The 24,792-nt window shown below is 70.1% G+C and carries 23 protein-coding genes; 19 read left to right on the top strand and 4 right to left on the bottom strand.

What is annotated here, in order from left to right; translation table 11 throughout:
- Positions 1–21: 21 nt before the first annotated feature.
- The 3 genes from I4J89_RS05385 to I4J89_RS05375 are packed head-to-tail and all read left to right on the top strand — an operon-like array spanning position 22 to position 2,298.
- Entirely contained in the window at positions 22–735 is a 714-nt protein-coding gene (locus I4J89_RS05385) for a M23 family metallopeptidase (RefSeq protein WP_230858330.1), read from the top strand.
- Positions 732–1,685 carry a prephenate dehydrogenase gene (locus tag I4J89_RS05380; RefSeq protein WP_196412677.1) on the top strand — a complete coding sequence of 318 codons (954 nt, stop codon included), beginning with the start codon at positions 732–734 and terminating at the stop codon, positions 1,683–1,685. Before I4J89_RS05385 ends, I4J89_RS05380 begins: the two co-directional genes overlap by 4 nt.
- Before the next feature lie 40 nt (positions 1,686–1,725).
- A complete protein-coding gene (locus I4J89_RS05375) occupies positions 1,726–2,298 on the top strand; it encodes a DinB family protein (RefSeq protein WP_196412676.1) in 573 nt (190 codons plus the stop codon).
- Here the strand turns inward: I4J89_RS05375 and mtnA are convergent.
- Positions 2,295–3,257, bottom strand: coding sequence for an S-methyl-5-thioribose-1-phosphate isomerase (mtnA, locus tag I4J89_RS05370; protein ID WP_196412675.1), 963 nt, complete (start codon positions 3,255–3,257; stop codon positions 2,295–2,297). The two genes, I4J89_RS05375 and mtnA, sit on opposite strands and share 4 nt — an antisense overlap.
- A complete protein-coding gene (locus tag I4J89_RS05365; protein ID WP_196412674.1) occupies positions 3,258–5,108 on the bottom strand; it encodes a M48 family metallopeptidase in 1,851 nt (616 codons plus the stop codon).
- 105 nt (positions 5,109–5,213) lie between these two features.
- On the opposite strand from I4J89_RS05365, the gene I4J89_RS05360 reads away from it, so the two are divergent.
- The 13 genes from I4J89_RS05360 (at position 5,214) to I4J89_RS05300 (ending at position 20,577) form a co-directional block, all read left to right on the top strand.
- Positions 5,214–6,281: a PHP domain-containing protein gene (locus I4J89_RS05360; RefSeq protein WP_196412673.1), complete on the top strand. Its 1,068-nt coding sequence runs from the start codon at positions 5,214–5,216 to the stop codon at positions 6,279–6,281.
- Between the two features lie 10 nt (positions 6,282–6,291).
- On the top strand, positions 6,292–7,962 hold the full coding sequence (locus tag I4J89_RS05355) for a DUF885 domain-containing protein (RefSeq protein ID WP_196412672.1): 1,671 nt from the start codon (positions 6,292–6,294) through the stop codon (positions 7,960–7,962).
- 497 nt (positions 7,963–8,459) lie between these two features.
- On the top strand, positions 8,460–9,581 hold the full coding sequence (locus I4J89_RS05350; protein ID WP_309238194.1) for a hypothetical protein: 1,122 nt from the start codon (positions 8,460–8,462) through the stop codon (positions 9,579–9,581).
- A complete protein-coding gene (locus tag I4J89_RS05345) occupies positions 9,568–12,678 on the top strand; it encodes a sensor histidine kinase (protein WP_196412670.1) in 3,111 nt (1,036 codons plus the stop codon). Before I4J89_RS05350 ends, I4J89_RS05345 begins: the two co-directional genes overlap by 14 nt.
- The gene (locus I4J89_RS05340; protein WP_189332222.1) at positions 12,675–13,121 is read left to right on the top strand and encodes a roadblock/LC7 domain-containing protein; all 447 of its coding nucleotides are present in this window, start codon (positions 12,675–12,677) and stop codon (positions 13,119–13,121) included. The genes I4J89_RS05345 and I4J89_RS05340 overlap by 4 nt, the downstream gene beginning before the upstream one ends.
- The gene (locus tag I4J89_RS05335; protein ID WP_196412669.1) at positions 13,118–13,579 is read left to right on the top strand and encodes a DUF742 domain-containing protein; all 462 of its coding nucleotides are present in this window, start codon (positions 13,118–13,120) and stop codon (positions 13,577–13,579) included. The genes I4J89_RS05340 and I4J89_RS05335 overlap by 4 nt, the downstream gene beginning before the upstream one ends.
- Positions 13,557–14,183 carry a GTP-binding protein gene (locus tag I4J89_RS05330; RefSeq protein ID WP_196412668.1) on the top strand — a complete coding sequence of 209 codons (627 nt, stop codon included), beginning with the start codon at positions 13,557–13,559 and terminating at the stop codon, positions 14,181–14,183. The genes I4J89_RS05335 and I4J89_RS05330 overlap by 23 nt, the downstream gene beginning before the upstream one ends.
- 94 nt (positions 14,184–14,277) lie before the next feature.
- Positions 14,278–15,207: a hypothetical protein gene (locus I4J89_RS05325; RefSeq protein ID WP_196412667.1), complete on the top strand. Its 930-nt coding sequence runs from the start codon at positions 14,278–14,280 to the stop codon at positions 15,205–15,207.
- Between the two features lie 370 nt (positions 15,208–15,577).
- Positions 15,578–16,906: a glycosyltransferase gene (locus I4J89_RS05320; RefSeq protein WP_196412666.1), complete on the top strand. Its 1,329-nt coding sequence runs from the start codon at positions 15,578–15,580 to the stop codon at positions 16,904–16,906.
- A gap of 46 nt (positions 16,907–16,952) precedes the next feature.
- On the top strand, positions 16,953–18,146 hold the full coding sequence (gene wecB, locus I4J89_RS05315; RefSeq protein ID WP_196412665.1) for a non-hydrolyzing UDP-N-acetylglucosamine 2-epimerase: 1,194 nt from the start codon (positions 16,953–16,955) through the stop codon (positions 18,144–18,146).
- Complete coding sequence (locus I4J89_RS05310; protein WP_196412664.1) at positions 18,146–19,744, top strand: DUF2334 domain-containing protein; 1,599 nt, start codon at positions 18,146–18,148, stop codon at positions 19,742–19,744. Before wecB ends, I4J89_RS05310 begins: the two co-directional genes overlap by 1 nt.
- A gap of 11 nt (positions 19,745–19,755) precedes the next feature.
- Positions 19,756–20,106: a hypothetical protein gene (locus tag I4J89_RS05305; protein ID WP_196412663.1), complete on the top strand. Its 351-nt coding sequence runs from the start codon at positions 19,756–19,758 to the stop codon at positions 20,104–20,106.
- Between the two features lie 39 nt (positions 20,107–20,145).
- On the top strand, positions 20,146–20,577 hold the full coding sequence (locus I4J89_RS05300; RefSeq protein ID WP_196412662.1) for a VOC family protein: 432 nt from the start codon (positions 20,146–20,148) through the stop codon (positions 20,575–20,577).
- Here the strand turns inward: I4J89_RS05300 and I4J89_RS05295 are convergent.
- Positions 20,570–21,328, bottom strand: a complete 759-nt coding sequence (locus tag I4J89_RS05295; protein WP_196412661.1) for a dienelactone hydrolase family protein — start codon at positions 21,326–21,328, stop codon at positions 20,570–20,572. The genes I4J89_RS05300 and I4J89_RS05295 overlap by 8 nt on opposite strands.
- A gap of 89 nt (positions 21,329–21,417) precedes the next feature.
- Here I4J89_RS05295 and I4J89_RS05290 point away from each other — a divergent pair, with 89 nt between their 5' ends.
- Positions 21,418–21,975 (top strand): TetR/AcrR family transcriptional regulator, encoded by a 558-nt coding sequence (locus tag I4J89_RS05290; RefSeq protein ID WP_196412660.1) that lies wholly within the window; start codon positions 21,418–21,420, stop codon positions 21,973–21,975.
- A gap of 25 nt (positions 21,976–22,000) precedes the next feature.
- On the opposite strand, the gene I4J89_RS05285 is transcribed toward I4J89_RS05290, so the two are convergent.
- On the bottom strand, positions 22,001–22,603 hold the full coding sequence (locus tag I4J89_RS05285) for a TetR/AcrR family transcriptional regulator (RefSeq protein WP_196412659.1): 603 nt from the start codon (positions 22,601–22,603) through the stop codon (positions 22,001–22,003).
- 105 nt (positions 22,604–22,708) lie between these two features.
- Between I4J89_RS05285 and I4J89_RS05280 the strand changes: the two genes are divergently transcribed.
- On the top strand, positions 22,709–23,155 hold the full coding sequence (locus I4J89_RS05280) for a MarR family winged helix-turn-helix transcriptional regulator (RefSeq protein ID WP_196412658.1): 447 nt from the start codon (positions 22,709–22,711) through the stop codon (positions 23,153–23,155).
- The gene (locus tag I4J89_RS05275; RefSeq protein WP_196412657.1) at positions 23,152–24,717 is read left to right on the top strand and encodes an MDR family MFS transporter; all 1,566 of its coding nucleotides are present in this window, start codon (positions 23,152–23,154) and stop codon (positions 24,715–24,717) included. Before I4J89_RS05280 ends, I4J89_RS05275 begins: the two co-directional genes overlap by 4 nt.
- Positions 24,718–24,792: the final 75 nt, after the last annotated feature.

The raw sequence follows: 24,792 nt of genomic DNA, 5'->3' as shown, positions 1-24,792 counted from the left end.
CTACTCCGTACCCTCTCGGGTTTGACGATCGCGGCGGCCTGCCTGGCCGGCTGCGGTTCCGCCGGCGGGTCGGGCTCGCCAACCGCGACACCGCAGTTCGTGCAGCCGTCGTCGCCCGCGGCCACCGAGCCCCAGGTCACCGAGTCAGCGCCACCCCCGGCCGCGGCCGCCAAGGCCGCGACACCCCCGCCCGCTGCGAAGAAGAGCAGCGTGCCGAAACAGACCGTGGTGAAGTACGTCTTCCCGGTCGACGCCTCGAACGTGGACTTCCACACCACCCACGGCAAGTACCCGGCGACCGACCTCTTCGCCGACTGCGGTGAGCGGTTCGTCGCCACCACCAGCGGCGTGGTGCTCGAGGTCAGCCTCAAGGACGCGTATGTGAAGGGCCGCCCGGACGGGCCGCTCAACGGCGGCCTGTCGGTGTCGCTGCTCGGCGACGACGGCGTGCGCTACTACGGCTCGCACCTGAGCGAGGTGCGGGCCGGCATCGAGGCCGGCGTCCGCGTCGAAGCCGGTCAGCTGCTCGGCGAGGTGGGCAAGACGGGCAACGCGAACAACGTCTGTCATCTGCACTACGGCATATCCCCGCTGTGCGCGGAGACCGGCGACTGGAAGGTGCGGCGCGGCGTGATCTGGCCGGCCAAGTACCTGAAGTCGTGGCGTGACGGCGGGCAGAAGAGCCCGGTGTCCGAGGTGGCCGCCTGGGAGAAGGAGAACGACTGCAACCCATGAAGACAGCGGTCATCGGATTAGGGCTGATCGGCGGGTCCCTGCTGCGCGCGCTCGCGGCGGAGGGACACGACCTCACCGGGTTCGACGCCGACCCGGCGACCCGGGAACTGGCACGGGCCGGCGGGTACCGGGTCGCCGACTCGGTGGCCGAGGCGATCCAGGACGTGGAGGTGACGGCTTTGGCCGTACCCCTCCCGGTTTTGCCGAAAGTGCTTGCCGAGCTGGCCGGACATGACGGCCTGGTGACCGATGTGACCTCGGTGAAGGGTCCCGTCAGGGACCTGATGGTGGCGCACGGAGTGCGGCGGTTCGTCGGCGGCCATCCGATGGCCGGCAAGGAGATCTCCGGGTTCGCGGCGGCCGACCCGGACCTCTTCGCCGGATGCGCGTGGGTCCTCTGCCTGGAGCCGCACGACACCGACCTCGATGACTGGATGACGCTGGCCCGGCTGTTCACCGCGATGGGCTCCCGGGTGGTGCCGGTGACCGCTTCCGAGCACGACACCGCGGTCGCGCGGATCAGCCACGTCCCGCATCTGTTCGCCGCCACCCTGGCCCGCCAGCTCGCCGGAGATCCGCTGGCCGGAGCCCTCGCGGCGGGCTCGTTCCGGGATGGCACCCGGGTGGCCGGCACCCGCGCCGAGATGATCGCGGCGATGTGCGGCGGCAACGCGGAAGCGGTGCGCACCGAGCTGCGTTCGCTGATCGGCTTCCTCGGTGAGCTGGACGCCCTGCTGGCCTCGGACGACCCGGTGGGCGCGGTGATTCCGCCGCTGCACGCCGCCGGTGAGCTGCGGCGATCCTGGCCGCCGGCACCCGGCGAGCCGGAGAAGATGCGGGTTTCGATCCCGGCGCTGCTGGAGCTGGGCCGGGCCGGTGGATGGGTGACATCGGTGGATCACGACGAAGTTGTCGTATTGCGGCCACAAGGTGACCGCAAGCCCGCCTAACGTGGACGGTGACGGAGAAAGCCCACCGAAGGAGCCCCCGATGCCCGGTCAGGTCGGTCCGATCGCCAACGAGCAGGACGGTCTGCTCGCCTACCTCGCCCAGATGCGGTACGTGCTCAGGCTGACCGCCTACGGGCTCACCGACGAGCAGGTGCGGGCCACGCCGAGCGCCAGTTCGCTGAGCGTCGGCGGGCTGATCAAGCACGTCGCCGCGACCGAGGAGAGCTGGATGACGATCGTCCGGGGCGAGTCGCAGCCGATCGACTACCAGGCGTACGAGAACAACTTCCGGCTGGTCGACGGGGAGACCATCGACGACGTGTTCAAGCGGTACGACCGGATCGCCGAGGCGACCGAGCGGACCGTCGTGGACATCGCGGATCTCGACCATCCGGTGCCGATCGACCACTCGGTGCCGTGGAACCCGGCCGACCGGGACTTCTGGTCGCTGCGGTGGGTGTTGCTGCACCTGATCCAGGAGACCGCCCGGCATTCCGGGCACGCCGACATCGTCCGGGAGTCGGTGGACGGTGCCACGGCGTACCCGTTGATGGCCGCTGCCGAGGGCTGGCCCGAAACCGGCTGGCTCAAGCCCTGGAAGCCTGCGGTTTAAGGGCGCTCGCCCTGGTCGACGCGGATCACGCGGCGGTCGGTGACGATCGCGGTGACCAGGTCGTGCGGGGTGATGTCGAAGGCCGGGTTCACCGCGTCGCTCCAGGCGGTGACCTCGGCCGCGCCCCGGTCCTCGATCTCCACGTGCGCGCCTGACGGGGTGTCGACGTCGACTGTGGACTCGGGTGCGACTACCACGAACGGGATGCCGGCCCGGTGCGCGCCGAGGGCGTGCGAGTAGCTGCCCACCTTGTTGATCACGTCGCCGTTGGCGCAGATCCGGTCGGCGCCCAGGATCACCGCGTCCACCTCGCCCCGGGCCATCAGGAACGGCCCGGCCGAGTCGACCGCCACCCGATGCTCGATGCCCCAGCGGGTCAGTTCCCAGGAGGTGAGCCGGGCGCCCTGCAACAGCGGCCGGGTCTCACTCGCGATCACCCCGGCCAGCCGCTCCCGGCGGTGCAGCTCGCCGACCACGCCCAGCGCGGTACCGACGGTCACCGCGGCCAGGCCACCGGTGTTGCAGTGGGTGAGCAGCCGGGGCCGGGCGCCGCACAGTTCCGTGATCAGGTCGGCGCCGCGGAACGCCATCGCCTTCGACGCCGCGATCTCCTCGTCCCGGATCGCGTACGCCTCCGACAGCACCGCCTCCGGGCCGAGCGGAAGCCGCGCCGCGGCACGCCGCGCGCCGCGGGCCAGGTTGACCGCCGTCGGGCGAGCCTCCTCGATCTTGCGGATCGCCACCCCGAGCGCCGCCGGATCGTCGGCGTGCACCCGGGCCGCGAGAGCCACCCCGAAGGCACCCGCCACACCGAGCGCCGGAGCGCCGCGCACCGCCAGCGACTGAATCGCCGCGATCAGCTCCCCCACCGTGTGCAGCCGCAGAACCCGCAGCTCACCCGGGAGCGCCGTCTGATCGATGATCTCGACGGCGCCGTCCACCCAGTCGATCGTGCGCATTTATCGTGTCGCCCGTTCATTGATCTGCTTGAGGATCGACTCCAACGTATCCCGGCTCTTGCCGATGCTGTCGCTGGACCAGCGCTCCTTGAGCGTCACCTGGGATCCGTCGTGCAGGCGCAGCTCCGCGTTGATCGGCACCGCCTTGAGGATCCGGGCGGTGGCCACCTCCTCGTACGGCACGAAGCGGTAGTGGTGCGCCAGCGTCGCCGGGTCGTTCGCGGAGAGCAGCTCACCGATCCGCTTCTCGCCCTTGTCGGTGTCCTTCGGCGCCGGCACGAAGACCAGACCGCGGTCCAGCAGGATCACGTCGTTCTCCTGGTCGTCGACGCGGACGTTGGGCAGCGCCCCGATCACGTCCGAACCGCTCGCGCCGGCCTTGGCCTCGACCACCTTCGCCGCCTGGACATGGATGCCGAGGTGGGCCAGCCAGGCCCGAGCCTGGTCCAGGGTCTCCGGTGCGACCGCCAGCTTGGCGATCTCGGTGTAGTCGACCGGCTCGCCGTACGCGTCGACGAGGCGGGCCGGCTCCGACCAGGAGTGTCGCCAGAAGGCCACACCGGAGCGCACCGCGGCGAGGCTGATCAAGTCGCCCATCGGGTCGGCGAACGCCTGCGCGGCCTCGTACCGGTTGGCGTCCGGGTAGAACTCGGCGGCCAGCTCGCCCAGCCGGCCCGCGGCGACCAGCTGGAAGATCTCGGCCAGGCCGGCCTCCTCGACACCGAGACGCCGGGCCGCCGAACGGAAGATCCGATCGGCCTTGCGCTGCTGCACCGCGATGAGCGAGGCGGCGGTGAAGTCCGCCCACGGCAGCACGGTACGAGACCCGAAGTTCACCACCTGCCGTTGCAGCTCCAGGCCCGCGCCGTCGAGCTGGGGCAGCAGCATCGAGGCCGGCCGCCAGTCCGCCGGGTGCGGCACCGGGGGCAGGGCGCGCATCGCCGCGATCCGGTCACCGGTCGCCGGGTGGGTGTCCCAGCGCGAGGTCTCCTCGTCCGGCTCCTCCTGGCGCAGCGCGGCCAGTTCGGCGGTACGGGCGGTGTAGAGCTCACGGAAGCCACCGAAGACGTCGTCCGGCGCGTAGCCGATCTCCCAGCCGTACGAGATGTAGCGTCCGAAGTAGAAGTTCCAGGCGGCGTCGACGACCGGGAGCTCGCGCATCGCGCTGACCGCCGCCTCAACGCCGGCCACGCGTACCGAGACCTGGTCGGCCTCGAACTCCTGCCGCCGGGTGACGGCGTTGCTGACCAGCAGGTAGAGATAGCCGTAGCCCTTGAAGACCCAGCCGAACACGTTCCACTTGCCGACCCGGCTGAGCGTCTCGTGCATGGCCACCCGTCCCCGGTACGCGACCGCGGAGAGCCGGGTGTGCGAACCCGAGTAGTGACCCAGCTCGTGCGCGATCACCGAGCGCATCTGGTCGATGGTGAAGGTCTGCAGCAGCGGCATCCCGAGGTACAGCCGGCGGGTGCCGCCGACCAGGCCGAGGAGCTTGGTGTCCTCGCTCACCGCGGCGTTGACCTCGGGAACCAGACGGATCTCGTCGGGGGCGCGGGTGCCGGCGGCGACGGCCATCTCGCGTACTGTCTGCCAGAGGTGTGGCGCCTGCGCCGGCGCCAGGAGCAGGCCTTCCGGCTCGCTCGGCCGGGCCCGGATGGCCCGCCACAGTCCGGCGACGACCGCGCCGACGGCGACGATCAGCACCCAGCTCAGCTTGGCCGCACCGGCACCGTTCATATGGGTCCAGATCTCGAAGATCAGCCAGCCGACAACCGCCAGCTGAAGCAGACCGAGAACGTAGAAGCCGACCAGCATGGCGACCGATATCGCCGCGCGAAGGGCGGTTGACATGAGGGTTTCCTCCCCGTGATCCGCCCATCCTCCTGGGCGACCGCCGGAAGATACCGACTTCGATATGGGCGCGGCAAGAACGTTCGCAGGTCCTAGGCTGATCGCATGTCATCCCGTGACCCGGTCGCCGACCTGCGACGTATCGCGTTTCTGCTGGAGCGGGCGAACGAGGCGACGTACCGGGTACGGGCGTTCCGGTCGGCGGCGTCGACCGTCGCGAAGACACCGCACGACGAACTGGTCGCCCGGGCCGAGGCCGGCACGCTGGCGAAGCTTCCCGGGGTCGGCGACGTGACCGCGCGGTGTGTCACCGAGTCGCTGGCCGGCGAGGAGCCGGTCTACCTGCGCCGGCTGGGCACCACCGAGGGCACCGACCTGCCGGCCGCGGCCGCCGCTCTCCGGGCCGCCCTGCGCGGCGACTGTCACGTGCACTCCGACTGGTCGGACGGCGGCTCACCGATCGAGGAGATGGCTCTGGCCGCGGCCGACCTGGGCCACGAGTACTTCGCGCTGACCGATCACTCGCCCCGCCTCACGGTGGCCCGGGGGCTCACCGCGGCCCGGCTGCGCAAACAACTCGATCATGTCGCCAAGCTGAACGAGGCGCTGCCGGACGGCTTCCGCATCCTCACCGGCATCGAGGTGGACATCCTGGACGACGGCTCGCTCGACCAGGAGGACGAGCTGCTGGCCCGGCTCGACGTGGTGGTCGGCTCGGTGCACAGCAAGCTGCGTGACGAGTCGGCACGGATGACCCGGCGGATGGTGACCGCGCTGGCCAACCCGCACCTGGACATCCTCGGGCACATGACCGGGCGGAAGGTCTCCGCGGCCGGTGAGGGGGACGCGGCGCACTCCCGGGCGCGTACCCGCCCGCCCAGCACGTTCGACCTGGACAAGGTGCTGGAGGCGTGCCTGGAGCACGGCAAGGCCATCGAGATCAACTCGCGGCCGGACCGGCTCGACCCGCCGAAGCGGATGCTCACCGTCGCGGTGGAGGCCGGGTGCCTGTTCAGCATCGACACCGACGCGCACGCGCCGGGTCAGCTGGACTGGCTCGACTTCGGGTGCGGGCGGGCGGCGCTCTGCGGCGTACCGGCGGATCGGGTGGTCAACACCTGGCCGGTCGATCGCCTGGTCGAGTGGACCCGCTCGCACGCCGCCGTCACGTAGGGTCGGCGAGGTGGGACAAATTGACGAACTCGCCAACCGATACGTCGACGAGTGGGCCGAGCTCAACCCGACCGGTGCGACCGCCGTCGGCATCTCCGGCTACGACGACAAGACCGACGACCTCTCGCCGGAGGGCTTCGCGGCCCAGGCCGAGCTGCTTCGCCGCACCATCAACGACCTCGATGTGATCGATCCCGAGCACGGGTCCGAGCAGGTCGCCAAGGAGGCCATGCTGGAGCGGCTCGGCCTGGAGCTGGCCCGGTACGACGCGGGCTACGCCGCCACCGACGTCAGCGTGATCTCCAGTGGTCTGCACGGGCTGCGCATGGTCTTCGACGTCATGCCCACCGAAGGCGACGAGGCGGTCGCCAACATCGCGGCCCGGCTGAACGCCTTCCCGGCCGCCCTGGAGCAGTACCGCCGGACCCTGCTGGAGGGCGCCGGCTCAGGCCTGATCAGCGCCCGCACGCAGCTGCTGGCCGTGGCCGAGCAGTGTGACGCCTGGACCGACCCCAGCCGCGACAACTTCTTCGGGTCTCTCGCCGAGCGGCTGGACGCCTCCGGTGCGCTCGCCGCCGACCTGCGCCGGGGCGCGGCCGCGGCGACCGAGGCCACCCGGGACTTCGGCACCTTCCTCCGCGCGGAGCTGGCCCCGCGCGGCCGGGAGAAGGAGGCCGCCGGTCTGGAGCGGTACACCCTCGCCTCGCAGTACTTCCTCGGCGCGAAGGTGGACCTGACGGAGACGTACCTCTGGGGTTTCGAGGAGCTGGACCGGCTGGAGCGCGAGATGCGCGCGGTCTCCGCCGTCATCGCCGGCCCGGGCGCGACCGTGGACCAGGCCGTGGCGGCTCTGGACGCCGACCCGGCCCGCAACATCGGTGGCAAGGAGGCGTTCCGGGACTGGATGCAGGCGCTCTCCGACCGGGCGATCAGCGAGCTGAACGGCACCCACTTCGACATCGAGCCGCCCGCGCAGAAGCTCGAGTGCTGCCTCACCCCGACCAGCGACGGCGGTATCTACTACACCGGCCCGAGCGAGGACTTTTCCCGGCCCGGCCGGATGTGGTGGGCGGTTCCGGAGGGGCAGGACACCTTCTCCACCTGGCGCGAGGTCACGACCGTCTACCACGAGGGTGTTCCCGGACATCACCTCCAGGTCAGCCAGACCCTGCTGCGAGCCGACTCGCTCAACCGGTGGCAGCGGCTGCTCTGCTGGTGCTCCGGGCACGGCGAGGGCTGGGCGCTGTACGCGGAACGCCTGATGGACGAGCTCGGCTATCTGACCGACCCCGGTGACCGGCTCGGCATGCTGGACGGCCAGGCACTCCGTGCGGCCCGGGTGATCGTCGACATCGGCATGCACCTGGAGCTGGAGATCCCGCGGGACAACCCGTTCGGTTTCCACCCGGGTGCCCGGTGGACACCGGAACTGGGCTGGGAGTTCCTGCGGGCGCACACCCGGATGGCGGAGGAGGTGCTCCGGTTCGAGTGGAAGCGGTACCTGGGATGGCCGGGGCAGGCTCCGTCGTACAAGGTCGGGGAGCGGATCTGGCTGCAGGCCCGCGACGAGGCAAAGCAGCGTAAAGGCAGTGATTTCGACCTCAAGTCTTTCCACCGGGACGCCCTCAACCTGGGCTCCCTGGGGCTCGATCCGCTCCGAAAAGCACTGGCCAGGATTTAAGTCATTAGGCCTCTCCGTACCGAAAACGGGACGGAGAGGCCTTTCTTTTTGTGTTCGCACGGCCACCCTACGTGAAGTCGTCTCACTATGCAGCCACAACATCACATTGCGTAATGGCGAGCCCGGCCAGATGTAACAAATCCGAAGTAGAACTCATATTCACGTGTCGCCTGCGGTGCGGATACGATCCACGCGGCGCTCGTCACTTAGTTCCGACCCCCCGCGTGGACTGGGCCTTCATCGCACCGGACCCAGTTCACACGGCAGTACAGCCGAGTCGGCAGTGCCGCGTATCCCCCGATCAGCCGAGACAACTCTGACCCTTGGAAAGGGGTTTTCTGAGGATTTCTCGGATAGATTGACCCGGATCGGTGCGCCCGCACGGCTACTGTGCGTAGCCCCCCAAATGGCCCATCGCGTGTGCATGGCGGAGGACGAAAGCAATGTCAGTCTCGGTGAACAGCCGGCGAACCCGTTTACGTTCTGCCCTCGCGGTGGTGCTGACGGTGCTCGTCGTGCTGCCGACCGCAGCCCTGTTCCTGCGTGTCCTGGATGACACCTCGGAACAGCGGAACGACACGAACCTCGAGAAGCAGGGCGTCGAGTACCTCTCTGCACTCGGCGGACTGATCACCTCGCTGGCCGAGTCCCAGTCGTCCGCTCTGCAGGGCGTCTTCGCGGAGCCGGCCGCACTGACCGCCGCCGTCGCGCGCGTGCAGGGTGTCGACGAGCGCCTGGGCGAGGACCTCGAGACCAGCGAGCGCTGGTCCGGGTTGAAGGAGAAGATCGGCCGCCTGCCAGGCGTCACCGGTGACTCCTCGACCATCTACGAGGCGCACGTCGAGGTCTCGGACCTGGCCCTCGAGCTCTACGGGGCGGTCCGGGAGAACTCCACGCTGAACCGTGACGCGGAGAGCGACATCTGGTTCCTCCAGGAGGCCGTCGCGGTCAACATGCCGGAAGCGGTGACCCGGGTGAGCCGGATGGGCGACATGGCGAACATGGTCGCCGGCGCCAAGGCCAAGCAGAGGCCGCCGCTGCTGATCCAGTTCGGCCACGAGGTCCTCGCTGTTCAGGAGGCCGCCAGCGAGCTCACCGACAACCTGCAGGAAGCCGCTAACGACACCACCAGCGGGACCCTGAGCGGCAACCTGGTGAGCAACCTGGACCGGTTCCGCCGAGGTATCGAGGCTGCCAACCGTGGCGCCAACTTCGGCGGCGCGCCGGACGTCTCGGCCATGGTGACCGCCCAGAGCACCTTGACGACCGCGCTGAACGCGCTGTCCGGCGTCGTGCTCCAGGAGATGAACACTCTGCTCGACGACCGGATCGACTCGCTCAACTACCGCCGGATCGAGGCGTGGGGGCTGCTCGGTGTGGCGGTCGCCCTGATCCTGGTGGCGACGTGGTGGACCCGGACCCGAGCCCGCGAGGCGCGCGAATCACTCGGCGACAGCGGCGACTCCGCTCGCGAGGTGTCGGTCCGTGGCGACAGCACCGGTCCAGGCTCCGGCGGCGCCTACGGCGGCAGCCCGTACGACCCGGTTCCGAACTACGGCGGCGCGCCGAACTACGGCGACAGCGCTACGCGGCGGGAGCGTTCCGGTGCTCTTCGGTAAGTTCCGCATCCTGGGCAAGCTCGCCCTGCTGGTGCTCGTGCCACTGCTCGGCGTCGTGGGCCTGAGCGTGCCGGTCATCTTCGAGCGCATCGACGCGGCCCGCGTCGCCCAGGACACCTCCGACACCGTTCAGATGGCCACCCAGGTCAGCTCGGCCCTGATCGAACTTCAGGAGGAACGGCTGCTCTCGGTCGGCTTCCTCCTGGGTCTGGTGGAGCGGCCCGACCTGGTCGTGCAGAGCGCCGAGGCCGCCGACGCGGTGGCGAACCTGGCCGACCCGGACAACGACGTGCCCGACGAACTGCGGCGAGCCATCGCCCGGTCCGCCACCCTGAACAGCACCCGGCAGAACGTCCTGAACGGGACGATCCAGCCGGTCCAGGTGGTCACCGAGTTCACCAACGTGGTCACGCCGCTGATCGACGGTCTCGGCCTCTCGGTGAGCGCCGACCTGACCACCGGTGTCGGCCGCCAGGTGTACGCACTCGACCGCGCCATGCGCTCCGACGACCTGATCAGCCAGGCCACCTGTTACCTGGCCACCGCGGTGGTCGCCCGGTCCCAGCCGGCGAACGCGGCGCTGCTGCTGAGCCTGTTCAACGCGACGTTCAGCCAGATCCAGTCGATCATTACGACGTCCGAGGTGTACTTCACCGACGACCAGTACCGGCTCTACATCAACACCCAGGACGCGTTCGTGTTCCGGGTGGGCCCGAACTTCCAGACCGCGCTGGCGTCGAACCCGATCGCGGCGCTGAACGACCTCAACATCAGGACGCTCTTCCCGTCCCTGGAGTCGGTGACGATCCTCGGTAGCTTCGTCGAGAAGCGCGTGGCCAAGGACGTGGACAACACGGTCGCCGACAACCGGGAGAGCGCGCTGCGCCAGGCGTTCCTCATCGGTGGCGGCTCGTTCCTGCTGCTGATCCTGGTGATCACGCTCAGCATCTTCATGGCCCGCGCGGTCGCCCGGCCGCTGCGCCGTCTGACCGTCTCGGCCGACCGCATCGCCCGTGCCGCCGAGGCCGAGCTCGAGCGCGTGGCCGACGACGAGCAGGAAGCGGCGGTACGCCCGATCCGGCTCGACCCGGTCGACGTCGAGGCCCAGGACGAGATCGGTGACCTGGCCCGCGCGTTCGACCGCGTGCAGACCACCGCCGCCCGGCTGGTGGAACGGCAGGTGCTCGGCCGCCGTAACGTCGCCCAGATGTTCGGCCACGTCGGCCGGCGTACGCAGAACCTGGTCGGCCGCCAGCTGTCCCTGATCGACAGCCTGGAGCGCCGGGAGACCGACAGCGACCGCCTCCGCGAGCTCTACCGTCTGGACCACATGTCCAGCCGTCTGCGCCGGAACGCGTCCGCGCTGGTCGTGCTCTCCGGTGGCGCCGGTGCGAACGAGCACATGGCACCGCTGCCGCTCTCCGACGTCGTACGTCTCGCCCTGGGTGAGATCGAGGACTACACCCGTGTCGAGGTCGACGTGCCGGAGGACATCGTCGTGGTGCCGGCCGTCCTGGCCGACCTGACGCTGCTCCTCGCCGAGCTGCTGGAGAACGCCACGTCGTTCTCCCCGCCGCACACGAACGTCACCGTCAGCGCCGACGAACTGCGCGGCGGCGCCCGCCTGGCGATCATCGACCACGGCCTGGGTCTCGCACCCGAGCGGCTGGCCGAGGAGAACGCCCGGCTGACCCGCCGTGAGCGTCTGGACCTGGCCCCCACCGAGGTGCTCGGTCTCTTCGTGGTCGGCCGGCTCGCACGCCGGCACGGCATCGAGGTGACCCTCACCGACACCCCGGATGGCGGTCTGACGGCCTGGATCGACCTGAACCCGTCGCACCTCATCGCCCGGGTGGAGAACCTGGCGGTGGCACCTGCGCCGGGCTTCCCCCCGGCCATGCCGGCCGCCGCCGTCCCGGCGCCGTCCGCCCCGCCGCAGATCCAGGCTCCGGAGCACGCCTACTCCGGCGCGCTGCGCAGCAACACCACCGAGGTCGCGATCGCCAGTGCGGCGATCCGCTCGGTGCCGGGCAGCCAGCAGCCGTTCGACCCGAACGTGCTGAACCGGGCCACCCAGACGCTGGAGTCCAGCCACTCCTGGAACGCGTTCGGCGGATCGGGCGCTCCGGTGCCCGGTGAGGCGCCGGCCGCGGACCCGTACGCCGGTCAGCCGGTCTACGACGCCGAGCCGGTCTACTCGCCGGGACCGGCGTACCAGGAGCCGGCCGCGCCGATCTACCCGCAGGAGCCGGTGGTCGCCTACGACATGGGCACCCCGGTCGCCGGCCGGGTTCCGGCCGCGCTGCCGGAGCTGCCGTCCGCCCCGTCGGCCGGCTCGAGCTGGAACAACGAGCCGGTCCAGGCCGCCTGGAACACCCCGGCGTCAGCCGTTGCGCCGGAGGCGGCGCAGATCCCGCAGCAGCGCACCGGCGACAACTACGGCGGCTATTCGCCGGAGGCGGCCGCCCCCGCGGCGCCGCAGCGTGGCAACGCGGCTCCGTTGCGCCGCCGGGTGCCGGGCAGCCAGCTGCCGGCCGAGAGCGGCAAGCAGCAGCACGCCGCCGCGCCCTCGCAGGATGACGCGCTCGCCGCTCGGGCCGCTTTCGACGCCTTCGAGGCCGGCGTCAGCCGCGCCCAGTGGGACGCCTCGGACACCAGCGTGTCCATGCCCGCCCCGGTCACCCCGCCGGACTGGAGCACCCCGGCGCAGCCGCCGGCTCCGGCTCCGGCTCCGGCACAAGCGGAGTGGAACACTCCCGCCCCGGTGCAGGCCGAGTGGAACACTCCCGCACCGGTGCAGGCCGAGTGGAGCACTCCCGCACCGGCACAGGCGGAGTGGAACGCCACCCCGCAGTGGAGCACCCCGGCCCCGGAAGCGGCACCGCCCGCTCCTCCGGCGTCGTCCGGCGGCTCCCCGCTGACTCGTCGCGTACCCGGAGCGACCCTCCCGCGCGACGAACCGCACCGCCCGACTCCACCGCCGGCCCCGGCCCAGCTGGACCCGGAAGCCGCACGAGCCCTGATGGATCAGTTCGAGTACGGAGTCGCACTCGCCCTGAATGAAAGTCAGCCACAACACGAGGGACAACCGCGATGACTTCCCCATACCCCACCGCGCAAAGTCAGCTCAGCGCCGAAGCCAAGACCTTCAACTGGCTGCTGGACTCGTTCACCTCCGGTACAGCGGGCGTGATCGAAGCCATTGCGGTGTCCTCCGACGGTCTCCTGATGGCCATGTCGGCGATCAAGGACAGGCCGAACGCCGAGCGCCTCGCGGCAGTCGTGTCCGGTCTGACCAGCCTCTCCGGCGGCGCCGCCAGCTGGTACCGGCTGGGCGCGCTGAACCGGGTCATCATCGACATGGCTGACGGTTACCTGCTGGTGACCGCCATCAGCGCCGGCTCGGTCCTCGGCGTCATCGCCGACCGGTCCGCCAACCTCGGCACCCTGGCGTACGAGATGACGCTCTTCGCCACCCGCGCCGGCGGCGCCCTGAGCCCGCGCCTGATCGCCGAGTTGAAGAACGCCGTCCAGCAATGACCTACCCGGACCCCGACGAACCGGTGCCTCCGGCGCGCCCCGGAGTCCGGCCCTTCCTGCAATCCGGTCCGCAGCACTCGACCGGCGGCTACACCCCCACCGGGGAACACCCGCCGGTCGAGCAGTCGACCAACAGTCTGCGCCCGTTCGTCATCACGTCCGGGCGAACCGATGGAGGAGACCCCGACATCGGTATGGAAACTCAGGTGACGGTGGTGCCTGGCGCACCACCGTCGCGGTTGTCTCCGGAAACCAGGGCGATCGTGTCTCTCTGCGAGGAGAGCCCGATCTCGGTGGCTGAGATCTCCGCTCGGTTGCGCCTTCATCTGGGCGTCTGCCGAATCCTCGTCGGTGACCTTCGGGCCGCCGGCCAACTGGACGTCCACGTGCTGGACAACGACACACCTGACCCCGAGACCATCATGCGAGTGATCCGTGGACTTCGATCCATCAGCTAACCGCGTCGTCGGCACCGCGCGGGTATCGGGCAGCGCGCCCAAGAAGGCGCCGGTCCCGGTAAAGATCATCGTGGCCGGCGGCTTCGGCGTCGGTAAGACCACGACGGTCGGCGCCATCTCCGAGATCGCGCCGCTGACCACCGAGGCCGAGATGACGTCGGAGTCCGTGGGCATCGACGATCCCGGTCAGGCGACCATGAAGACCGGCACGACCGTGGCGATGGACTTCGGTGTTCTGACCATCGACCAGACGCTGAAGCTCTACATCTTCGGCACGCCGGGCCAGACCCGGTTCGCCTTCATGTGGGACGACCTGGTCAAGGGCGCTCTGGGTGCACTCGTCGTGGTGGACACCAACCGGATCGACGACTGTTACCCGGCGGTCGACTACTTCGAGCGGGCCGGTCTCCCGTTCGTCGTCGGCATCAACACCTTCAACGGGCAGCTGAGCTACAGCCTCGACGAGGTGCGCTGGGCGCTCGCGGTCCGGGAGGACGTTCCGGTCATCTCCTTCGACGCCCGTTTCCGCGGGTCCGTACGGGACGCGTTGCTCGTGGTGCTGGACCAGGCACTCGACAAGGCGATCCGAATGAAGTCGTCGTAGGTGTCGGGCGGTTCACCCGGTCACAGTTCCCAAACCGGCCCGGCTGAGGGCACAGTGGGAGTACCGGGCGACCGCGTGAGAAGAGGACGGTGACGTGCGAGGCGGATTGGACGACGCGCTCGACAAGCTCGCCCGACGGGACGAGCTGAGGCGCCGCGCCGCCGGCGATTCCCCCGGCACCCCGCCGGCGGTGACGGAACTGGTCGAGGCGATCGCGGGAGTGATCTCCCGCCACCCGAACCTGAACGTCACGGTCGGCGTCGAAGGCGCCGGCGATCCCACGTTGCTTCATTTCGTTTTCGCCGACGGCGTGGTGCAGGTGAGCGCCGACCACACGGTCGCGGCGCGTGCCGCCGAGGCGCCGAAGCACGCCGACTTCGAGATCGAGGTCGAGGAGGAGCCGCCGCCGGCTCCGGCCTACCCGTCCGGGAGCCACGACGACCAGGACCGGTTCGGTCCCACCGACTTCGGGTACGCGGAGCCGCCGACCGCCGAGCGCCCGTTCGTCTCGTCCGCCCCACCGGTCTCCCCGGCGTACGCTCCGGCCGGTCACGGCTATCCGGAGGCGCCTTACGGCCGTCAACCGGGCGAGACCACCAGAGACGATCTCGCGGCCCGGATGCGCCAGGCCAACGGCGCGACCCAGGAGCAACCCGGCGTCGATCCCGCGCGTCCCGCACCGCATCCCTTCGCGGCGACGCCGCCGCCTTCAGTGCCACCCCACAATCCGCATCCGTACGCGGCCGCGCCGCCACCGCAGTCGCCGCATCCGTACGCCGCCCCACCACCACCGGTGCCGCCGGCACACACCGCGCCCGGGCCGTTCGCCGTACCGCAGCCGGGTCCGGCGCCGCAGTCCCCGCCACCGGCCCAGCCCGCCGAGCCGCAGTCCGGCTTTCCCGAGCCGTTCGCGCAGCCGATCCCGCTCCAGGTGGAACGCCCGGAGGAGACCGAGATGGCCGCTCGCCGCCTGGCCGCGCTGCTCCGCGACGATCCGACGCTGCTCGACGATCCGCCCGCATAGCGGAGCCGGATCACCATCGCTGGAAAGGCCGCCCGCCTGCCGGGCGGCCTTTTTGCGTCACTGACCGACTACAGAGCGTATACATCCCCATGTCGCCGGTTTCATGGTGCGATAATCACTCTACGCAATCGGTCAACCTCAGAGAGATATCTCCGCCGATCATCCCCAATCGGGCAAAACGCGCCCGGTTTCGCCAGCTCAGCGAAGTCTGAGATGTCTGGGTTCGACCGATCGGCCAGGATCCTTCATCATTCCGCTCACGGCTCTTGAGTCACCCTCGGTAGTTCCTTAATGTCCTATTACGTCCGAGCAAGGCCCACCTCGCTCGACGGATATCACGAACAGTTACTAGGGCTAGGGAGGACTTCGGGTGACGGCATCGGAAAGCTGGTTCTTCGCGATCGCCGGATACGCGGTCCTGCTGGCCTGGCCGATCTCCACGCTCCTCCTGGTGTGGTTCGCGGTCCGCTACGTCGGCACGCACCGCGCCTCGGTCGTCAACAAGGCGGTGGCCGGCGGCGACGCCCGTCCCCAGCACTTCTGGATCATCGTTCCGGCCCTCAACGAAGAGGCCGTCGTCGCCAACACGGTGAACGCGGCGCTGCGGCTCCGCGGACCGGCCGGCACGCTCGCCCGGGTCATCGTGGTGGACGACGGCTCCGACGACCGCACCCCCGAGGTGCTCGCCGCGATCGACCACCCCCGGCTGCACGTGATGCGCCGGGAGCTGCCGGAGGCACGGCAGGGCAAGGGCGAGGCCCTGAACGCCGCCTACCGCTACATCGCCGAGCGGAGCGCCGAGGCCGGGAGCAGCCCGGAGCGGGTGGTGCTCGGCATCATCGACGGCGATGGGCAGGGCAGCGAGAACATCCTCACCGAAGTCTCCCGCCTGATGCGCAACTCCAAGGTCGGCGCGGTCCAGGTGCAGGTCCGGATCCGTAACCGCAACAAGCTCCTCGGCGCGGTGCAGGACCTGGAGTTCGGTGCCATCGTGGACGCCTGCCAGAACATGCGGGACGCCCTGGACACCGTCGGGCTCGGCGGGAACGGCCAGTTCAGCCGCCTCTCCACGCTGCTGGCACTCGGTACGGCACCGTGGTCCAGCTGCCTGGTCGAGGACCTGGAACTGGGCCTGCGGATGCACCTCGGCGGCGTCGCCATCCGGTACACCTCCCGCGCCTCGGTCACCCAGCAGGCGGTGGTCGACATCCGCCGGCTCACCCGGCAGCGGACCCGGTGGGCGCAGGGCAACATGCAGTGCGCCCGGTACCTCGGCCGGCTCTTCTCCTCCCCGCGGATCGCCCGGACCGCCCTGGTGGAGATGCTGCACTACCTGCTCTCGCCGTGGGCGAACGCGATGGTCACCGTTCTGGTGGTCGCGATGGCGGCGGCCGGGGCGACCGGCCTCCTGGTCGGACATCCGGTGCCGTTCCTGCCGACCTGGGCCGCCCTGGCCGAGAGCAGCGTCGTCTGGATCGTGGTCACCACGTTCCCCGGCCTGCTCTGGGCGCTGGTGCACAAACACAAGCGCGGCGACGAAGGCATGCCCCGCATGTTGATCGCGGCTCTCGCGTACCCCGCATTTTTGATCTTGGGTTTGACCGCCACCTTCCGCGCGCTGGGCCGCCAGGCCAGCGGACGCCAAGCCTGGGCCAAGACCGAGCGGCTCGTCGAAGAACCGCTGGCCATCGCCGCCTGATCCCGCAGGCGAATCCCCACCCTCCCCCCGAACAGAATGCTCCCCCGTGTCTGTGCGCGAAGTTCACCTGATCGGCGGCACCCGCCCCGAAGCCGTCAAGCTCGCCCCGGTCGCCCTCGCCATGCGCGAGGCCGGCCTGGTCAAGCCGATCCTGCTGGCCAGCGGCCAGCACCCGGCCATGGTCACCCAGGCGCTCGCCGCCTTCGACCTCGAGCCGGACATCACTCTCCAGGTCGAGCGGAGTTCCGGCAGCCAGGCCGAGCTGCTCACCGCGATGATCCGTGAGCTGGACGAGCTGTGGTCGGTACGCACCCCGGCCGCCGTGATCGTGCAGGGCGACACCACCACCAGCCTGGCCGGCGCGCTCGCCGCTTTCTGGCGCCGCATCCCGGTCGTCCACCTGGAGGCCGGGCTGCGCTCCGGTGACCTGGAGTCGCCGTTCCCGGAGGAGGGCAACCGCCGCCTGGTCGCCCAGATCGCCTCGCTGCACCTGGCGCCGACGCCGCTGGCCGCGATGAACCTGCTGGACGAGAAGATCAACCCCGCCGACGTGCTGATCACCGGCAACACCGTGGTCGACGCGACCCTGGCGGTGGCCGGCCGGAAGCTGCCGTTCGAGAACACTCTCCTTGCCGCTCGGGACGAACACAAAAACAGCACCGGCCGGCTGGTCCTGGTCACCGCCCATCGGCGGGAATCGTGGGGCGAGCCGCTGGACCGGATTCTCGCCGCGGTCAAGGACCTGATCGCGCGTTACCCGGACATCGAGGTGGTGCTGCCGAGTCACCCCAACCCGGCGGTCCGTGCGCAGGTCGACGCCGCGCTGGCCGGGGTCGAGCGGGTGACCGTCACCGAGCCGCTGCCCTACCCGGACCTGGCCCGGCTGCTCTCCGAGGCGTACCTGGTGCTCACCGACTCGGGCGGCATCCAGGAGGAGGCGCCGTCGTTCAAGGTGCCGGCCCTGGTGCTGCGCGACGTCACCGAACGGGTCGAGTCGCTGCACGCCGGCTGCGCCAAGCTGGTCGGCTCGGACACCGAGACGATCGTCATGGAGGCCTCGGCACTGCTGGACAGCCGGGTCCGCCGGGACGCGATGACCGCCGGCGGTAACCCGTACGGCGACGGTCTCGCCGCCCGCCGGACCGCCCAGGCCACCGCCGCACTGCTCGGCCTCGCCCGGTTCCCCGACGCCATGCCCGTCAGCCAGAACACCGCCCTCACGTCTGGAGCCGTTGCCTGATGCGTACCGCGAAGATCTCCCGCCGCGCCCTGCTCGCCGCCGGCGCCTCGGCCGCCGCGGTGACGGCCGTGGGCCTGACCACCGTCGAGGCGGACGCCGCGAGCAACACCAGGCCGAAGGTGAAGACCGGCAAGGCCGCGCCCGGCGGCGGCACCGCGAAGACCCTCGTCCTGTACGACACCACCAGCGAGTACGGCTGGCTGGGCGAGGTCTACGCCGCGCAGACCGCCAACCTGGCCTCGCACTTCGGCTCGTGGACCGCCGCGCCGGTCGCCGGCTACAAGGCCGGTGACCTGAACGCGTACACCGCGGTCATCTACCTCGGCTCCACCTACGACGAGCCGCTGCCGGCCGCGTTCCTGACCGACGTGCTGGCCACCACCAAGCCGGTGACCTGGGTCTACAACAACATCTGGCAGCTGGCCGCAAAGCCGGGATTCGCGGCGAAGTACGGGTTCGCCAGCGGCACCTTCGACCTGGCCGAGGTGGCCGAGGTGGGTTACAAGGGCCGCAAGCTGACCCGCAGCGCCGACAACAAGGCCGGCATCATGAACCTGCCGATCAGCGACACCGCCAAGGTCCGCACGCTGGCCACCGCGGTACGCGCGGACGGCACCACATTCGGTTGGGCGGTGAAGTCCGGCAACCTCACCTACGTCGGCGAGATCCCGTTCTCCTACGTCGGCCACGACGACCGCTACCTGGTATTCGCCGACCTGCTCTTCGACTCCCTCGGCAGCAAGGCGCCGGAGCGGCACCGCGCCCTGATCCGTCTCGAGGACGTCGGACCGGACGCCGACCCGGCCGACCTCCGTGCCATCGCCGACTACCTGTACTCGCAGAAGGTGCCGTTCAGCGTCGCCGTCTACCCGCGCTTCCGTAACCCGAAGGGCGGCGAGGACTACACCCTCGCCAAGCGGCCCGAGGTGGTGGCCGCGCTGAAGTACATGAAGTCCAAGGGCGGCACGCTGATCATGCACGGCTACACCCACCAGTACGGCACGGTGGCCAACCCCTACGACGGGGTGAGCGCGAACGACTTCGAGTTCTACGCCGCGCACGTCAACGAGAAGGACTACGTGATCTACGACGGTCCGGTCGCCGGCGACTCGGTCGCCTGGGCCACCGGCCGGATGATCGCCTCGGGCGCGGTCTTCGTGGCCACCGGCCTGGGCGCCCCGAAGATCTTCGAGTTCCCGCACTACGCGGCGAGCCCCGCGGACTACCAGGCGGCGCACACCCTGTTCGGCAAGCGATACGACCGTGGCCTCTACTTCCCGGGCGTGCTGACCGGCGCCAAGTACGACTACTCCCGCCAGTTCGGGCAGTTCTTCCCGTACACGGTGCGGGACGTGTACGGCTCGGTGGTGGTCCCGGAGAACATCGGCAACGTCGAGCCGGAGGCGTTCAACAACCACCCGGTCCGGCTCCCCGCCGACCTGATCGCCTCGGCCGAGCGGAACCTGGTGGTCCGCGACGGCGTGGCCAGCTGCTTCTACCACCCGTACCTCGGTACGGAGCACCTGAAGGAGCTCGTCACCGGGATCAAGAAGGTCGGCTACACATTCGTGAGCGCCGACTCGATGCTCAACGGCTGACGGGATCAATCGTGGATGTAGTGGATTTCTGGGTCCGATCCTGGACCACGGACGACCTGCCCGCGGCCCGGCGGCTGCTCACCCCGGACGTCGAGACGGAGTGGAATTTCGACGCTCCGGTCGACGACGAAGAGCTGCTGCAGGTGCTGCACCGGGTCGCCGCCTTCGCGGACGGCGTCAGCGTGGTGTCGCGTACGGATGCGGTCGACGGGGCCGCGCTGATCTACGACCTGGACGGCCCGTTCGGCACGGCCCGCCTGGTCGAGTTCCTCGGCGTCGAGGATCACAAGATCACCGAGGTACGGCACGTGTACGACGTGACCGCGATCGACCGCTACTTTCCCGGCCTTTACGCGAATTAAGGCCTGTCGCTGTCCGCAATCCTGGGTAGCGTGCCGGACATGGCCTATGGATTCCAGATCGCTGTCGATGCCACCGAACCGCACACGCTCGCCGACTGGTGGGCGGAGACCCTCGGCTGGCGGGTGGAGCCGCAGGACGAGGGCTTCATCAAGGAGATGATCGCCAAGGGGTTCGCGACCGAGGCGGAGACCATCCGGCACAATGGCGCGCTGGTGTGGAAAGCCGGTGCGGCGATCCGCCACCCGGACGATCTACCCGGTGCACCGCGGGTCTTGTTCCAGCAGGTACCCGAGGCGAAGACGGTGAAGAACCGGATGCACCTGGACGTCCGGGTCGGCGACGAGGACCAGGGCGCCGTGCGCGATCGGTTGATCGCGCGCGGCGCCACCTTCCTGTGGGACGGCCGTCAGGGCCCGCACACCTGGCTGACCATGGCCGACCCGGAGAACAACGAGTTCTGCATCAGCTGACCGGCGCCGGCAGTGCCCGGTCCAGCAGGGCGAAGAGCGCCTCCCAGTGCCGCTGCTCGCCGGCCGGGTGGTACATGGCCGTGTCCGACATGGTGAAACCGTGCGGGGCGCCCTCGTACAACTCCGAGGTGTAGGTGACGCCGGCCGCGTCGAGAGCCGCCTCCAGGGCCTTGATCTGGTCCGGCGTCATCGAGCCGTCGTTGTCGGCATGTCCGAAGTAGACCTCGCCGGTGAGCGCGCCGACGCGCAGGTGCGGGCTGTCCGGCGCGTCGGTGACCACCCCACCGGCGTGGAAACTGGCGAGCAGGGCGATCCGTTCCGGCTGCGCGGTCGCCGCGATCAGCGCGTTTCGCCCGCCCATGCAGTATCCGAACAGACCGGCCCGCCCCGGGGCGACCCCCTCCTGGGCGTCGAGGAAGTCCAGGTACGCGGCGGTGTCAGCGGCGACACCGGCGGCCAGTGCCGGCATCATCGCCGCCAGCCGCCGGAACGCCGCGGAGCGCCGCTCGGCGTCCTGCAACTCGGCCGGGTCGACCAGCGGACTGCGGGCATCGCGGTAGAACAGGTTCGGTACCAGGACGGCGTATCCGCGCTCGGCAATCCGGTCGGCCATCTCACGGATTCTCGGCCGCAGACCGAAGACATCCATGAACATCAGCAGGCCGGGGAACGTTCCGGGTCCGTCCGGCTTGACGAAGTACGCGTCCGCGTCGCCGTCCGCAGCCGGGACGTCGATCTCGATCCGCTGCATTCCCGCACCTCCTGTGCCCTGGGGAAAGATCGAGGGGACCGTAACATCAGGGGATTGGATCTCCGCCGGAAAGTCGTATCCTGTGGCGCATGGCCACCCGGCTGCGCGCAGATGCCCGCCGAAACCGAGCCGCCCTGCTCGACGCCGCTCGCGAAGTCTTCGCGGAGCAGGGGCTGGACGCGTCGCTGGACGAGATCGCCCGCCGGGCCGGGGTCGGCAATGCCACCCTCTACCGCCGCTTCCCCAGCCGGCGGCACCTGATCGCCGAGGTCTTCGCCAGTCACATGACCTCCGCGGTACGCCTCGCCGAGCAGGCCCTGGAGCATCCGGACCCGTGGGCGGCCTTCGTCGGCTACCTGACCCGGGTCTGCGAGTTGCAGGCGACCGACCGGGGACTCGCCGAGTTGCTGGTGACCACCGCCTTCGACGACGACGAACGGCTGGCGGCGTTGCGTACCACCGCGCAGCAGCGGGCCGTGGACGTGCTCGCCCGGGCGCAGCGGGCCGGCCGGCTCCGCTCCGACTTCACCCGGCACGACCTGGCGCTGCTGATGATGGCGAACGCCGGGGTGGCACAGCACTCGGCCGACCCGCGGGCGTGGCGCCGGCAGCTGGTCCTCGTGCTGGGCGGCCTGGCCACCCGCTGACCGCGCGCGTTCTCGCGAGGCCCGATCAGGAGAAGCCGCGGCCCGCTTCGGCGAGCGCGTCGCGCACCAGGTCGCGGTAGGTCGTCTCGGTGTGGTGCTCGAGCCAGACGTTCAACGCGACGCGCAGGGTACTCAGGAACACCGCGGCGATCAGCTGGGTGCGTACGCCCAAGGGGTCGGCGCGACCCACGCGGACCGCGACCTCCGCGGCCAGCTCACGCTCCATCGCGGCGAAGGTCTGCGCCTGCGCCGCCGCCAGCGAGGGATGGCGGCGCACCAGCCGGCTCTGCGCCGCCCACTCCGCGTCCAGATCGCCGAGCTCGCCGTAGAACTCCTCGGCGGCCGCGCTGAGCGCGGCCCAGGCCGGCTCTTCGGCCGGCCGCGCCCGGACCTTGTCGAGCAGCAGCCGGGTACGGACGAGGTGGCCGTGGAAGAGCGCCTCCTCCTTGTTCGCGAAGTAGTTCGAGAAGGTACGCCGGGAGACGCCCGCCTCGTCCGCGATGGCCTCGACCGTGATCCGGTCCGGGCCGTGCTCGAGCGCGAGCCGCAGAGCCGCCTCGTGCAGGGCCTGCCGGGTGGCCGCCTTCTTCCGCTCGCGGAGGCCCGGCTCGGTGGTCGGCACGCTCATGGCCTGAGCCTACCGGCGTGTGACTCAGTTCCCAATGCGCAAACTTGCGCAGTGGGCAAGTTGCGCGGATAGTTGTATGCGTCAAGCATTTCGGGGAGGCGGGTCATGCGCGACGACACTCTGGTGCAGGCCATGCACGAGGTCCTCAAAGCGGTTCGCATGCTCAAGCAGCGGCACATGACGACCGTTCCGGTCGGTGCCCTCGGCGTCCTGGCCGCCATCCGCAATCACGAGCGGGCCGGCCCCTGCCACATGAAGGACCTGGCCGCCGAGCACGCGCTCGACCCGTCCACGATCAGCCGGGCCGTCGCCGCCCTGGGCCGCGCGGGCCTGGTCGCTCGCACCGCGGACCCGTCCGACGGACGAGCCAGCACCCTGCACCTCACCGACCACGGTCACGCGGTGCTCGAAGGTGCCCAGGAGCAGTACGAACAGCGGCTGACCACCGCGCTACGGGACTGGAGTCCGCAGGAGATCGCCGACCTCACCGCGGCCCTGCGCCGCTTCGCCCACGACTTGATCAACTCTTCCACTCTGGAGGCCGCGCAATGAGCGCAGCAACCGTCACACGCGCCGAGCACGGCCAGATGACGCACCGCGAGATCCTGGAGGCCCTCTCCGGACTCCTGCTCGTGCTCTTCGTCGCCATGGCGAGCTCCACCATCGTCTCCACCGCCCTGCCGAAGATCATCGGCGATCTGCACGGCAGCCAGACGCAGTACACCTGGGTGGTCACGGCGACCCTGCTCACGGCCACCGCCACCACCCCGATCTGGGGCAAGCTCTCCGACCTTTACAGCAAGAAACTGCTGGTCCAGCTCTCCATCGTGCTCTTCGTGATCGGTTCGCTGGCGGCCGGCTTCACGCAGACCACCGAGCAGCTGATCGCCGCTCGCGCGTTCCAGGGCATCGGCATGGGCGGGGTGCAGGCGCTGGTCCAGGTGGCCATCGCCGCGATGATCCCGCCGCGGGAGCGCGGCCGGTACAACGGCTACCTGGGTGGCGTGCTCGCCCTCTCCACCGTCGCCGGACCCCTGCTCGGCGGCCTGATCGTCGACACGTCCTGGCTGGGCTGGCGCTGGTGCTTCTTCATCGGCGCTCCGTTCGCGGTGATCGCCCTGGCGGTGCTCCAGAAGACGCTGCACCTGCCGGTGATCCGCCGTGACAACGTGAAGGTCGACTACGTCGGTGCCACGCTGATCGCGGCCGGTGTCAGCGTGATCCTGATCTGGATCTCCTTCGTCGACGACGCGTTCGCCTGGCTCTCCTGGCAGACCTTCGCCATGGTCGGCGGCGGCGTGCTCCTGCTGGCGCTGGCCACCTGGGTGGAGTCGCGGGTCGCCGAGCCGGTGGTGCCACTGCCGATCATCCGCGAGCGCACCACCGCCCTGGCGATCATCGGCAGCCTCGCGGTCGGCATGGCGATGTTCGGCGGCGCGGTCTTCCTGGGGCAGTACTTCCAGATCGGTCGCGGCTACAGCCCGACCGAGGCCGGCCTGCTGATGATCCCGATGATGTTCGGCATCCTGATCTCCTCCACGATCGCCGGCAGGATGATCACCAAGAGCGGACGGATCAAGCCGTACGTGGTGACCGGCACGATCGTCCTGGTCGCCGGCTTCGCCGGGCTCTCGGTCCTGGACCACGACACCCCGCTCTGGTACATCGGCACGGCGATGGCCGTGGTCGGCGTCGGCGTCGGCCTCTCCATGCAGAACCTGGTGCTCGCGGTGCAGAACACCGTGGCACTCAAGGACATCGGCGCGGCCAGCTCGACGGTGGCCTTCTTCCGGTCGCTCGGTGGCACCATCGGCGTCTCGATCCTCGGCGCGGTCCTCGCCCGGCGGGTCTCCGACTCGATCACTTCGCAGCTCACCGCGATGGGAGTGCCGGCGGGCAGCGGCAGCAGTGGCAGCACGCTGGACCTGAGCGGCATGCCGGAGGCGATCCAGCACGTCGTCCGGGCGGCGTACGGCGACGCCACCGGCCACATCTTCCTGATCTCCATGGGCGTCGCGGTGATCGGCGTGATCGCCGCGATCGCGATGAAGCCGAGCAAGCTGCGGACCACCGTCGACCTGCCCGCGGAGAAGGAACCAGCGTTCGCCGACTAGAGCCTTGCCCCTCCTCCACGCGGCGCCCCGGGCCGGGGGGGTGCCGGGCCGCCCCCCAATGGGCGGTCGACCACA

It is taken from the genome of Actinoplanes aureus, assembly GCF_015704865.1.
Taxonomy (GTDB): domain Bacteria; phylum Actinomycetota; class Actinomycetes; order Mycobacteriales; family Micromonosporaceae; genus Actinoplanes; species Actinoplanes aureus.
This window is presented reverse-complemented; position numbering and strand designations above follow the sequence as displayed.